This window comes from Streptomyces sp. NPDC056480 (assembly GCF_042795405.1).
Lineage (GTDB): Bacteria > Actinomycetota > Actinomycetes > Streptomycetales > Streptomycetaceae > Streptomyces.
In genome coordinates, this window is sequence record NZ_JBHTSA010000019.1 from 1 (window position 1) to 13,020 (window position 13,020).

Consider the following 13,020-nt stretch of genomic DNA (forward strand, 5'->3'; position numbering starts at 1 on the left):
GCCCCCTGGACCCCCAGGGGGCTCCTCCCACGACGCGACCTCGCCGCCGAGGACGCGCGCAGCCAGCCGGCGCACCCGCGGCCGTCCCCGTCACCATGCGCAGCGCTGTTCGTCTCTCCTCGACGAGGCCATAATCGGGCCACGGGAGCGGCGCGGGTGGGAGGCTACGGCATGAGCGGGGACAACGGCCCGAGCCCGGTTCACCGGCTGTTCGGCCTCGACACGGTGATCCTCGCGGAGCCGAGGCGTTCGCTCCTGCGCCGGTACACCGGTCCGAAGATGCACATGGCGGCGGAGGACGGCACCGTCCTGGCGCACCTTCAGGAACGCGGCACCTTCTCGTACGTACTCCGCGACCTCGACGAGCGCCCGGTCCTGGGAGTCGACCTGGTCTCCGGAAGGGGTGGTTTCGCCAGACCGGGATTCCTGGTGACCGGCCCCGCGAGTGAGCTGATCGCCGAGGTCCGTTCCCCCGGCCGTCTCCGTCACGCCCGGCTGCTCGTCGTACGGACGGCCGAGCAGGGCACGCTACGGACGGCCGAGCAGGGCACGCTACGGATCACGCGCAACGCCCTGCTGGGCAGGGCTTGGCGCGTGGAGGACGATCGCGACCGACTGATCGCCGAGGTGACGGTCTCGACGGTCCGCTCGCTGGACGGCCTGCAGGGCTACCGGGTGTCATTCGACCGACAGGCCGGGAGCGAGCAGCGTCGTCTCGTGGTCGGCGGACTGGTGTGTCTTCAGGTGATACGACGCTGGCTGAACACCCCCCAGGGCAAAGCCGGCTGACAGGCCGATGGGTAAGCACGTACCAACGCCACCTGATGCGCGCCTACTCCAGCCCGAAGCCCCGGGAACCGCTTGGTTCCCGGGACTTCGGCACATCCGGCATCGACAAGCGCGTCGACCGACATGTGTGGCCGGAGGGGGCGAGTCTTCCCAAGCCGAGTTCTCCCAAGCCGAGTTCTCCCCACTGGGCCCACTGGGTCCACTGGGGGTGTGCTGACGCACCAGGCGCCCGGGTGTCGGACCAGCCGAAGTGCTCGACACAGCTTCGGCAACCGCCGTGTCCTCGCTCCCGGCCGTCCTGTCGGATTGACGACAGTGCCGGGAAACCGGTGTACCCGTTCGCTCGTGCTGCCCCTACTGTCTGGGCCGACATCCCCACCCCCACTTGGGAGGAAGCATGATGCGGTTCGCGATATCTGCGGGCCTGACGGCGGCAGCCGCCGCGGTGTTCGGCACTTTTCCGGCGGCTGCCCAAGGCGGTGAAGCCGCGCCGCAGGAAGGCGCGCGGTACGTCGTCGTCCTGAAGAACGGCACCACCGCCGACCCGGTCTCGGTCGCCCGCTCCGCCGCGGGCGTCGAGCTCGGCTCGGTCTACCGCTCGGCGCTCGAAGGGTTCTCCGCCGAGCTGACGCCGACGGCCGTGGCCGCGCTCCGGGCGAACCCGAACGTCGCGTACGTGGAGAGGTCCGCGGTCGCCCACGCCCACGGTCAGGCCACACCGAACGGCACCGCCCGGATCGGAGCCCCTGCCAACTCCGGTCTGAGGGTGGGCGACGGGCGCGACGAGCGGGTCGACGTGGACGTGGCCGTGATCGACTCGGGCATCGACCCCACCCACCCGGACCTCAACGTGGTCCGCCGGGTGAACTGCGTCGCCGTCACCTCCTGCGTGGAGAACGCCGGCATGGACGACAACGGTCACGGCAGCAACGTCGCCGGCATCGTGGGCGGCCTCGACAACGGGATCGGATACGTCGGTGTCGCACCCGGAGCCCGCCTCTGGTCGGTCAAGTCGCTGAACAGCAAGGGCAGCGGCAGCACGGAGGAGATCGTCAACGGCATCGACTGGGTGACCGCACACGCCGACGAGATCGAGGTCGTCAACCTGAGCCTCGGCTTCGACGGCACCGTCCAGGCCGTCAACGACGCTGTCAACCGGGCCATCGCCAAGGGCATCGTGGTCGTCGTCTCGGCAGGCAACGACAAGCGCGACGTCGCCGCCCAGAGCCCCGCCAACGTCGCCGACGCCATCACCGTCTCCTCCCTCAGCGACGGTGACGGCAAGCCCGGCGGCCTCGGCGACTTCGCATGGTGCAACGCGAAGAACACCAACAAGGACGACACCCTCTCCAACTTCAGCAACTTCGGTCGCGGCGTCGACCTCGCGGCACCCGGCGACTGCATCCGCTCCGCCTTCAAGGACGGCGGATACTCCAACTACAGCGGTACGTCCCAGGCGGCGCCGCACGTCGCCGGTGCCGCAGGCTGGCTCACCCGTGGCAGCGCCAAGCCCACCACCAGGGCCGGCGTCCTCGCCGTCCGCGACCGCCTCGTCGCCACCGGCAACGCCACCTGGACCGACACCTCCGGCGACGGCGTCAAGGAGCCGCTGCTCGACGTGACCGACACGGCGGCGTATCCGGCCGGCGGCACCGGCACACCCCAGGCGACGTTCGTCTCCGCCTGTGACCGGGCCACCCGGGCCTGCGTCTTCGACGCCTCGCTCACCGGCGGGAGCGGGCTCTCGTACCGCTGGGACTTCGGCGACGGCACCACCGGCACCGGTGTCAAGCCCACGCGCACCTACGCCGCCTACGGCACCTACACCGTGAAACTGACGGTCAGTGACCCCTCCGGCCGCACCGGTGGCAATCAGACCACCTTCCGTCTGCTCGCGCCCCACCACAACGACAAGCCCACCGCCAAGGTCGACGGGTTCTGCACGGTCAACGGGCACTGCTCGCTGAACTCCGAGGGCTCCTACGACCCGGACGGCACTCTCGCCTCGTACAGCTGGAACTTCGGTGACGGTACGACGGGCACCGGTTCCGAGATCAGCCACCAGTTCCCCGGCGGCTCCTCCGGCACCTACCGGACCACGCTCACCGTCACCGACGACAAGGGCGGCACCGGAAGCGCCTCGACCACGATCACCTGCACCAAGCAGCAGTGGTACACGACCTGCTCGATCGGCTGACCTGCCCCGCTCGTTCCCCGGAGGGGCCGTACCTCCTTCCGGGTCGCCTGGTACGGCTCACTGCCGTACCAGGCCTTTCCCCTGTACGCCGGGGGGAGAAGGGCGGCCTCGGCCTCAGGTCTCCCGGTCGCCGAGATACCCCTTCAGTCCGGCCTGAAGACCGGCCTGGAAGCGGGTGCGTGCGCCGAGGGCGTCCATGACGCGGCGCATGTGGCGTTCGATGGTGCGTTGGTTGAGGCCGGTCTTGCGGGCGGTGACCTCGTCCGTGCAGCCGACGGCCGCGTAGCCGAGCAGCAGCTTGTCGAAGTCGCTGAGCCCGTCCGTCTGCTCGGGACGGCCGGTCGGCCAGAGAGGAGTGGCCCGCTGCCACAGGAGCTCGAAGAGGGAGACGAGTGCGTCGAGCAGAGGCGAGTCGCGCAGCACCACCGCGTGCCGGTCCTCGGTGAGCTGGACCGGGACGAGGGCCGTGGACCCGTCGGCGATGAGGGCCTTGAGGGGCACGCCGTCCAGGACCCGGGCTTGCTCTCCGTGGGCCGCGAGCTCACGAGCGAGAGCGTGCTGCTCCGGTTCGAGCAGTGACTCCCGGTCGTAGAGAGTGCGATAGCGCACCCCGTGGGCCATGCGAGCGCGCTGGACCTCGGCCTGTCTTCCGACCCCCTCGACGACGTACGGGGGCTTGTCGAAGGTGAGGATCTCCTCGCGGGCGGATCGCTGGGTCTGCAGGAAGAGCTGGATGTTGGCCTCGGCTCCCTGGACGACCTCGACCGCCGGTTCCCGGCCCGTCCCCTCTTCCCACAGCTGGGTCAGCTCCTTCGCCTCGGAGCGGGTTCGGTCCAACTGCTCCTGTCTGCGGGCGATCAGGACGTCGACGGCGGGTCCCGGCGGCGCCGGACGGTAGCGGACGGGCCGGGTCGGTGTACGGGAGACGAGCCCGGTGTCCTCCAAGGCCCGCAGCCGCCGACGCAGCGGTGCCTGCGGGGCGCCGAGCGCCTCCGCCAGGTCGGCCAGTGTCCGGTCGGGTCCGGACAACAGGAGTCGGTACAGGCGCTCCTCCTCCTCGCCGACTCCCAGTGCCTTGAGCGCTCCCACCGTGATCCCCCCCTGTCGGATTACCGACATCGACGGTATTCCCGGTGGCTCACCTTCCGCCAGAGGGCTTCTACGGATCCTCGTGGAACGGGCCCGCCTCCTGTCCGCTTGGAACGGGCCCGCCTCCTGTCCGCGCACGGTGCGGTCCGCGGTGTTGTTGCGGCGGTGTGGGTCCTGCAGGACAGGGCCGGCGGCGTTGCGGATGCCGACGATCAGGGCCTCGCAGGCGCGGCCCAGTTCTGCGCGGCCGTAGCTGTCGACCTCCATCCAGGTCCAGCCCACCTGCCGGCGACCGGTGTCGGCGCCGGCCGGCTCGGCGCCGGGCAGGAGGAGGCCGCTCACTGCGGCCAGCAGGACCAGCAGAATGGCCAGCGGGCGGCCTAGGGGTGTGACAAGAGGCCGTGGCGCGTTGCGGGCTGTGTGGTTCCCCCGCCCTGCCGTGCCGCCGCGGCTCGTCGGGCAGACAGGGCCGCCGCGAAGGTCGGCCCCCCGGCGCGGGGCGCTACTCCTCGCCGTTCGTTCCGGCCCGGAGCATCCAGTGCTGCTTCTCCAGGGTGCCGGTGATGCCGATCAGAAGGTCCTGCGTGACCGGGTCGGTCGTGCTGGTGGCTTCGATGCGGTCATGCATGCAGCCGATGATGGTCGACATGGCGGACACCAGCGTGGTGAGGGCTTCGGTGTCCTTGATCCGGCCCGGGGCGAAGGAGGGGAGGCCGCTGCTGGAGGCGATGGTCGCCGCCTGCCCGTCCGGGCTCAACCCGATGGCGGAGGCGCGTTCGGCGACTTCGTCCGCCTGCGCGCGGACGACGGCGACGACTTCGTCGACCTGGAGGTGGAGTGAACGGAACTGTGGACCGTGAAGGTTCCAGTGGGCCTGCTTGGCGAGCAGGGACAGGTCGAGCAGGTCCACCAGGGTGCCCTGGAGGGCGTCGGCGATGGCGGTGCGGTCGGGGTCGGGGTCGGGGTCGGGGTCGGCGAGACGATTCCTGACAGGAGACATGGTTCTCCTTCCTTCCTCTCGTGCAGGGTGCGGTGTCACTGCGGTGCCGGGCCTTGGGGTGCCGTGTGGCGTACCGGCAGTGGTGTCAGACGTTGAAGCGGGACGACGGGCGGGGGTTCTCTGCGGCCGGCTGTCGGCCGCACCGCGCAGGTCCGGGAGTGGCCCGCGCGGTGCGACGGGCCTTCCGCGGTCTCGCGGTGCGTGGTGGTCGGGGCGTGCCGGTCGCAGCCGGAGCGCGCCCAGGGCTGGGCGGCAGGGGAGGTGCCGGCGGGATCTCAGAGCCGGCACCTCGCCGTACCGCTCAACGGGCGGAGGACCGCTCCCGGCCTTCACGCCCGGCCATGCCCGGCAGCGTCTGGACGCGGCTTCGGCCCGTAACCCGTCCGACCGATGGCGAGCACCCAGCTCGCGCCGCTCCAGACGCCCGACCACCACGACTCATGCAGCGGTGCCGACATGACGGCCCGTCACTTCCGGGACCACCAGGCCTGCGCCCCATCAGCGCAAGCGCAGCCTCGTGTCCGGAAGGACGACGGCCTCTCAGGGCTGTGCGTGGCGCAGTGCCCAGTCCAGGGCGAAGTCGGCGACTTCCTCCCAGCCCGGCTCCGCGCACGTCCAGTGGGATCGTTCGGGGAACTCGTGGTAGTCGGTGACGGTCCCCGGTGCCTTGTAGTGGCGGTGGTTGGACCGGTTCACGGCGGGCGGCATGATGTGGTCACGCCCGCCGGCGAGGAAGAGGAGCGGGGCCCGGTCCGCGTTGTGGAAGTCGACCCAGGTCTCCCGTCTGCCGGGGGTGAGGTTGGCGATCAGCCCGTACGTCCACACCCAGCTTCCCGGCGCCGCGATCGCGTACCGGTCGTAGGCGGCCCTCGCCTCGTCCTCGGGGAGGGTGTTGGTGAAGGCGTAGTGGAACTGCTCGGGGGTGAACCCCGCTGCCCGGTGGCGCTTGGCAGGGTTGTTGAGGATGGGGAAGAGGGAGCGCAGCTGCGAGGGCGGGTTGACGCGGATGCCCTGCGGCGGTGCCGAGTCGATCACCACCCCGGCCGCGCCGTGGCCCCGGTCGAGAAGGAGCTGAGTGAGCACCCCGCCGAAGGAGTGGCCGATGAGGACCGGCTTCTCCGGCAGCGCGGCGATCACCTTCTCCAGGTGGGCGACGGTCTCCGGCACGGTCAGCGACGCGATGGGCGAGGGGTCGGCCCGCAGCGCCTCCACCTCGACCTCGAAACCGGGGTACGCGGGCGCGAGCACCGTGTGCCCCTGGGCCTCGTAGTACGGGACCCAGTGCTCCCAGCTGCGCGGCGTCACCCACAGGCCGTGGACCAAGACGATGGTGCTCATCGGCCGTACCTCTCCAAGAAGGCGTACAGGTCCTCGCAGAGGGTCTGCTTGTGGGTGTCGGTCAGGCCGTGCGGGGCATCCGGGTAGACGAGCAGCTCGGCGTCCTTGACCAGCGCGGCCGACGCCCTGCCGCCGACCTCGAACGGAACGACCTGGTCGGCGTCGCCGTGGATCACCAGGGTGGGTACGTCGAAGCGGGCCAGGTCGGCGCGGAAGTCGGTGGCGGAGAAGGCGGCGATCGACTCGTAGGCGTTGCGGTGTCCGGCGGCCATGGACTGCAGCCAGAACGCGTCGCGCACGCCCTGCGAGACGGGCCTGGTGGGGTGGTTGAAGAACGGTCCGGCGGCGAGGTCCTCGTAGAGCTGGGAGCGGTCGGCGAGCGATCCGGCCCGCAGCCCCTCGAAGACCTCGGCCGGGACGCCGCCCGGGTTGTCGTCCCGGCGCACCATCAGGGGCGGCACTGCGGCCACCAGCACCGCCTGGGCGACACGGGTGGTGCCGTGCCGGCCGATGTAGCGGGTGATCTCTCCGCCGCCGGTGGAGAAGCCGACCAGGGTCACCTCCTGCAGGTCCAGGTGGTCCAGGAGGGCGGCGAGGTCGTCGGCGTAGGTGTCCATGTCGTTGCCGTGCCAGGTCTGCGTGGACCGGCCGTGGCCACGCCGGTCGTGGGCGATGGCGCGGTAGCCGTGGTCGGCGAGGAAGAGCTGCTGCGCCTCCCAGCTGTCGGAGTTCAGCGGCCAGCCGTGGCTGAGTACGACGGGGCGGCCCGCGCCCCAGTCCTTGTAGAAGATCCGGGTGCCGTCGGAGGTGGTGACGTAGGTCATCGTGCTGCCTTTCCGATGAGGGCGGCGGTGATCCGCGGCTCGGAGATCATCGCGACGTGCGAGGTCCTGACCTCGACGGTGTGCGCTCCGGCGCGGTGCGCCATGAAACGCTGCGCGGCGGCCGGGATGAGGTTGTCCTCGCGGGCGAGGAGGTAGTACGAGGGCACCGTCTTCCAGGCCGGTTCGCCGGACGCCTCGGAGAGGGTCGCGGTGTCGCCGGGCCGCTGTGTCGCCCACAGCAGCTCGGCCTCGGACCGGGACAGGTCGCCGGCGAACACCTCACGGAACGCGGACCGTTTGACGTATCCCTCGACGCCGTGCGGGTGGTTGCGGAAGTCCAGCGCGGCCTCGGTGAGCCTGGTGCCGGGGAACATGGCCTGCAGGCCGGACACGGTCTCCCCGGCATCGGGGGCGAACGCGGCCACGTAGACCAGCGCCCGCACCCGCTCGATGCCGCGGGCGGCATTGGTGATCAGCATGCCACCGTAGGAGTGCCCGACCAGCACGAGGGGGCCGGGCAGCGTGTCGAGGAAGGCGGCGAGGTAGGCGCTGTCGCCGTGCACACCGCGCAGCGGGTTGGGCGGGGCGATGACCGAGTGGCCCTCGCGGGTGAGATGGGAGATGACCTGGGACCAGCCGCCGGCGTCGGCGAAGGCGCCGTGCACGAGCACGATCGTCGGCTTCGGCCGCGTGGCGGGTCCGCTCGCGGCGGCGGGGCCGGCGGCGGTGGCGGCCGCGGCTGCGGCAGCCGCTCCGGCCAGCATGGTTCTGCGGGGGATGGGCGGAGACATGGATGGATGCACCCCTGTTCACGGTCTCTTCTACGCAGCCCGATGGGGCCGTACGACGAGGAAAACAGCGCCTTGCCCGGCGGACCATGCAGAACGACATGCAGAACGTCGGGCTGTCGGTCGTACGGGCGCGGTCAGAGCCCTCGGGGCGCCGAACGTCCGCGAGTCGACCGTGGTCAGTGCCCTCCGCGCGCGGCACGCAGCCCCGTCAGTCGTCCAGGGCCGCCAGGGCCCTCCGCGCCTCGTCGGCGGTGTGCTTGGACAGGGGCGCGCTCCGGACGGCTTCCACGGCACGGTTCAGAGCAGCGCGGGCGGCCCGGCGGTCGCCCAGTTCGGCGAAGGCCAGTCCGCGGGTGAGGTGGACCAGGCACAGAAGTCCGGGCGTGTCCTGTGTCACTGCCATCAAAGCCGCCTCATCGGCGTGGGCCAGCGCTTGGCTGGGCCGCCGGAGGCGGGCCAGCACGTGCGCGACGTACACCATGACTCGTGCGCGTGCCGACTGCCCCGGGCGTGCGGTGACGGGCCGTACCGCGAGTTCCCGCAAGGTCCTGCGGTAGGTGGCCAGAGCCTCGTCGTACTGCCCGAGCAGGTCCTGGAGCCGCCCCACACGCACCAGCAGATGGACGTATCCGTCGTGGTCGCCGGCCAGTTCGGCCGGGCCGAGCGCCAGGAGGGCGGTCTGCAGTGCCTCCCCGTTACGGCCGTCCTGGTGAAGGGCGTCCGAGGCGTACTGCAGCGCCCACGCCTCCTCCTTGTGGTCGCCCTCCGCCACCGCGATCTCCCGCGCCGCCAGCGCGCTCGCCAGCCCCTCCTCGTGGCGTTGGACGCAGGCGCTGGCGGCCCAGGCGAAGTAGTTGAGGTGCGTCACTTCCAGGCGGCGGTCGCCCAGCGCGGCGGCGGCCGCTCGGGAGAGCCCGTACACCTCGTACCAGCCGCGCCAGGCGATGGCGGTGTCGGAGTACCAGTGCAGGGCCTCGGCGGTGTCCACCACCCGGGAGTGGTCGGCGGCTGCGGCGGCGATCCGCAGGGCGCCGAGCCAGTTCTCGGACTCGGCCCGCAGCCAGTAGGAAGCCTCCTCCGCGGTGGCGAGGGGGACCCGCCCGTCCCACTCGGCGGGCAGCGCGCCGTATCCGGGTTCGAACCAGCGGCCTGCGGTGATCGTGATCTCCAGCAGGCGGCGCGCCATGTCGAGCTGAACAGCGGCTCGTTCACCGTCCGGTTCCTCGCCGCGCAGCCGTTCACCGGCGAACAGGCGCAGCAGGTCGTGGAGTTGGTAGCGGTCGCCGGCGCGTGGCTGGAGCAGGCCGAGTTCCACCAGTTCGTCGAGCACGTCCTCGGTGTCGGGTACGGAGCCGCCGGTCACCAGGGTGACCAACGGGGCGGAGAAGTCCGGCCCCGGCAGGTGCGCGAGCCGCCGGAACACGCGACGCGCCTCGCGGGAGAGCTGTGCGTGGGAGAGCATGAAGGTCGCCACCACGCTGACGTCGCCGCTGCGCAAGGCGGCCAGCCGCCGGTCCTCACCCGAGAGCCGCTCGAGGAGGTGGCGCACCGACCAGCCGGACCTGGTGGACAGGCGGGTGCCGGCGATGCGCAGCGCCAGCGGCAGGTGCCCGCACAGCCGGGACACCTCCGCGACGTCCTCCGCCGCCGAGGGCCGCGCCGCCTGGTCGGCGACCGCCCGCAGCAGAGCCGCCGACTCCTCGGGCGTCAGCGGGGCGAGGGCCAGCCGCCGGACGCCCTCAAGGCCGCTGAGCACCCGTCGGCACGTCACCAGCACCGGCCCGGACCCCGCGCCGGGCAGCAGCGGTCGTACCTGCGCCTCGTCGGCGGCGTTGTCCAGCACCAGCAGGCAGCGCCGCTCCCGCAGCACCGCCCGCAGCTGCGCGCACCGCTCCTCGTCCGAGTCGGCGACGGCCCGTGCCGGTACGTGCAGCGCCCGCAGCAGGCGTACGGCGACGTCGCCCGCGGAGGGCGGGGCGGGGTCGACGCCGCGGAGGTCGACGTAGAGGCAGTCACCGGGGTAGTCGCTCCGGAGGGTTTCGGCGGCCCGCAGCGCGAGGGTCGTCTTCCCGACGCCGGCCTGCCCGTGCACGAGGACGACCGGGGCCGGGCCGCCTCGGTCGCCCTCGGCGGCAGTACGGCGGACCGCCGCCAGCTCGTCCGCCCGGCCGATGAAGTCGGCAACCGATCGCGGCGGTTCGCACAGCCCCGGGCGGGCGGCCGTGCCGCCGCGGCGCAGCGCGCTGACGTCCGCCTCCAGCCGTCGCCGCTCCTGATCGCTCACTTTCAGCGCGGAGGCGAGCGCGGCGAGTGTGCGGGGCTGCGGCGTGCGGCTGTGCCCCCGTTCCATGTCGCTGATGGCCCGGGCGCTCACCCCCGACGCCTCGGCCAGCTCCTCCATCGTCAGACCGGCTGCCCGCCGCAGCTCGCGAAGCCGCATTCCCAGTTTCATGACGTCCCCTCCACCCCTACGGGCGGGCCGAGTTCTTGCAGGGAGAAGGCGCGGTTGCGGTCGCGCCGCGCGGGATCAGGGCACCGCGAGCCGGGCCGGGTCGTCCTGCCGGCGGCGCTCCGGCCGGTCGCGGCGTCGCCGGTGGCCTGCGGCGAGGCGACGGCCAGGGCGCAGGTGGTACCGCCTGGTCGGCTCGTCCGGAGCACACTCGACGGATGGTCATCCCCGAGCCGTCGGTGGCGTACAGGGTGAGGGGCCCGAAGCTCCAGAACTCCGGCCTCCTCCGGATGCCGTCCTCGGGCGGCCTCATGGTCGACCGCGCGGCCGCCCGCCTCTCCCGCCGCCACGGCGTGGAACGCCTCGCCCCGCTCGACGTCCGCAAGACCAGCCGTGTCGAGAACGAGCACATCGCCCCCCCCGGGCATGATGACGGCCGCGGCCGCACCGCCGGGCTCCCCTTCCGATGTCGCCGCCGAGCCCCGGCAGCATGGCGAACGGCCATGCCAGGGCGGCGGACACCGTGACTCTAGACACCCGATCCGCCGCTGTGCTGGCTGTCACCGCACTCTCCCTGGCTGTCGGCGCACGACCCGCCGCCCGGAGGGGGAGACCTCCGGGCACACCGCACGCGGCTCCGGGTCCGCGTCCGTCGCCCACCGCCGGCACACCACAGCGGACCGCACCACCTGACGACCTGTAGATAAAGTGACCGCAGCGATGAACGGCCGTCGCGTTCCGGGGGGTTGTTCATGGTCACGGTGCTCGACACGGAGGACATCGCGCCGGGCGACCGCGCCGAGGCGATGTACACGGCCATGGTCAGCGCCAGCGCCCCCTGCTTCCTGATGCAGGAGGAGTGCGGCGCCGGCATCCGGGCCAGGATGGACGTCTGGCCGATGAGGACGATGCAGGTGTTCAGCACCGAATCCACCGGCATCCGTCTGGTGCGCACCGCCAAGCAGGCCAGGCAGGACGACGCGGCGCCCCTCATCGCCTTCGCCGTGCAGACGGCCTCCCAAGGGCGCCAGAGCCACCTCGGTCATCAACGGCTGGTGCCACGAGGGCATCTGCTGATGATGGACCACTCCGCTCCGTACGACTACGCGTGGTCGGGAGACGGCGCCTCGCGCTGCATCCAGGTCCCCCTCGACCAGTTGACACTTCCCGTCGACGTCGTGCGCAGGGCGCTGCCCCATCTGACGGCAAGTCCCCTGTACCCCATGGTGACCGACCACATCGCGCACCTCACCGGCGGCATCGAGGATCTTCTGCGCGACCCGGCGAGTGCGGACATCGAGGAGATCACCATCGGCCTCACGCGCGCCCTGGTCGCCTCCGCCGTCCGGCAGGACCGCCACGCACGGACCGCCCTCGCCGAGACGCGGCTGACCCGGATCCGCGCCTACGTCAGGCGGCACCTGACCGAACCCGATCTCCGCCCCGCCCGCATCGCTGCCGCCCACCACATCTCCGAACGGCACCTGTACAAGCTCTGCGCGCAGGCGGGCTTCAGCCTCACCCGGTGGATCATCGAGCAGCGGCTCGAAGGAGCACGCGAGGAACTCGCCCATCCGCTGGGCAGCGGCCGCACCATTGCCGCCGTCGCGCGGCGCTGGGGCTTCAGCGACCCCACGCACTTCAGCCACCGCTTCAAGGACGCCTACGGCGTGTCCCCGCGCGACTGGCGCGCTGCGGCGACCGAGAAGAACTGACGGACCGGGTCTCGCGTGGACCCGCCTGCCCGTACGGCAGGACCGGAGCGAGCGCGGAGGACGGCCGTGGGCGTTCGACAAGGCGACGGGCGACGGGACGGGCGACGGGCGCCGGACGCCGCCGAAAGCGGGACGGAAAGTCCGCTGCGGCCAAGGAGGCACGGCGCAAGAGGGCTGCCCTGAACGCAGTGCTTAACACGGCAGTGGAGAAGAAACACTTCGCGGAGAATCCCCTCAACGGCCCCTGTGGGAACACTCTGGCGGTCGACCGGAAGGTTGACGGGAAGTCGCCGGGGTTCCGGCGCGAGTGCCGCTCCGCGAGATGGGTGGCGACCCTTCTCGCGCACCTCCGCGGCGAACCTTCATCGGCGTCTCTTCTCCATCTCCAGGCCCGATCGGTGCCGTGTTTGTTCTCGGCTGTCTGTCCGGCCCTGAGATGGTCCCCTTTTCATGGAATCTGCCTTCATCTGCCCGCACGCCGAAATGTTCGTAATGCGTGTGTGGTTGACGTGGCATCAACTCCATGTTGAAGAATCCCCCCGTCTTGATCGGTACACCACTGGCGAGGCCGTCTTCCCCTCTGCGGAAGGCGGTCTGATTCGACATGCCCTGAGGTGCTCCGGTCGAGGCCGGAATCATCGCGACCGGCGACGGAAATGCCCTGCGCCGGCGTGTCGGTGCGTCTGTTCCGCCCCGTGTGGAACGGCGCCGTCGAAGGGGATGGCGTGAAAGTGAGATACGGGCGGGCAATAGCCTGCCTCGTGGTTTCGGCGATGGCCGCGACCACGTTGCCACAAGTCGCTTATGCGGCCCCGGTTTCAGGCGAGG

At 71.5% G+C, this 13,020-nt stretch carries 10 protein-coding genes; 4 read left to right on the forward strand and 6 right to left on the reverse strand.

Translation table 11 applies throughout. From position 1 onward, the window contains the following. Positions 1 to 171 precede the first annotated feature (171 nt). Positions 172 to 789 (forward strand): hypothetical protein, encoded by a 618-nt coding sequence (locus ACFQ79_RS11380; RefSeq protein ID WP_383581543.1) that lies wholly within the window; start codon positions 172 to 174, stop codon positions 787 to 789. Positions 790 to 1,186: 397 nt separating this feature from the next. Further along, positions 1,187 to 2,986 (forward strand): S8 family serine peptidase, encoded by a 1,800-nt coding sequence (locus ACFQ79_RS11385; RefSeq protein WP_383581545.1) that lies wholly within the window; start codon positions 1,187 to 1,189, stop codon positions 2,984 to 2,986. A gap of 114 nt (positions 2,987 to 3,100) precedes the next feature. Here ACFQ79_RS11385 and ACFQ79_RS11390 read toward each other — a convergent pair whose 3' ends face one another. The 6 genes from ACFQ79_RS11390 to ACFQ79_RS11415 all read right to left on the reverse strand — a co-directional run bounded on the left by ACFQ79_RS11390 (position 3,101) and on the right by ACFQ79_RS11415 (position 10,480). Next, entirely contained in the window at positions 3,101 to 4,075 is a 975-nt protein-coding gene (locus ACFQ79_RS11390; protein WP_383581547.1) for a helix-turn-helix domain-containing protein, read from the reverse strand. 502 nt (positions 4,076 to 4,577) lie between these two features. Next, the gene (locus ACFQ79_RS11395; protein WP_383581549.1) at positions 4,578 to 5,075 is read right to left on the reverse strand and encodes a Dps family protein; all 498 of its coding nucleotides are present in this window, start codon (positions 5,073 to 5,075) and stop codon (positions 4,578 to 4,580) included. Positions 5,076 to 5,615: 540 nt separating this feature from the next. Then, positions 5,616 to 6,413: an alpha/beta hydrolase gene (locus tag ACFQ79_RS11400; protein ID WP_383581551.1), complete on the reverse strand. Its 798-nt coding sequence runs from the start codon at positions 6,411 to 6,413 to the stop codon at positions 5,616 to 5,618. After that, entirely contained in the window at positions 6,410 to 7,237 is an 828-nt protein-coding gene (locus tag ACFQ79_RS11405; RefSeq protein WP_383581553.1) for an alpha/beta fold hydrolase, read from the reverse strand. Before ACFQ79_RS11405 ends, ACFQ79_RS11400 begins: the two co-directional genes overlap by 4 nt. After that, positions 7,234 to 8,028: an alpha/beta fold hydrolase gene (locus ACFQ79_RS11410; RefSeq protein ID WP_383581555.1), complete on the reverse strand. Its 795-nt coding sequence runs from the start codon at positions 8,026 to 8,028 to the stop codon at positions 7,234 to 7,236. Before ACFQ79_RS11410 ends, ACFQ79_RS11405 begins: the two co-directional genes overlap by 4 nt. A gap of 208 nt (positions 8,029 to 8,236) precedes the next feature. Further along, a complete protein-coding gene (locus ACFQ79_RS11415) occupies positions 8,237 to 10,480 on the reverse strand; it encodes an ATP-binding protein (protein ID WP_383581557.1) in 2,244 nt (747 codons plus the stop codon). Positions 10,481 to 10,695: 215 nt separating this feature from the next. Here ACFQ79_RS11415 and ACFQ79_RS11420 point away from each other — a divergent pair, with 215 nt between their 5' ends. Together ACFQ79_RS11420 and ACFQ79_RS11425 are read left to right on the forward strand one after the other, a co-directional pair. Next, complete coding sequence (locus ACFQ79_RS11420; RefSeq protein ID WP_383581559.1) at positions 10,696 to 11,004, forward strand: hypothetical protein; 309 nt, start codon at positions 10,696 to 10,698, stop codon at positions 11,002 to 11,004. A 225-nt stretch (positions 11,005 to 11,229) separates the two neighbouring features. After that, positions 11,230 to 12,192: a helix-turn-helix domain-containing protein gene (locus tag ACFQ79_RS11425; protein ID WP_383581561.1), complete on the forward strand. Its 963-nt coding sequence runs from the start codon at positions 11,230 to 11,232 to the stop codon at positions 12,190 to 12,192. Positions 12,193 to 13,020 lie beyond the last annotated feature (828 nt).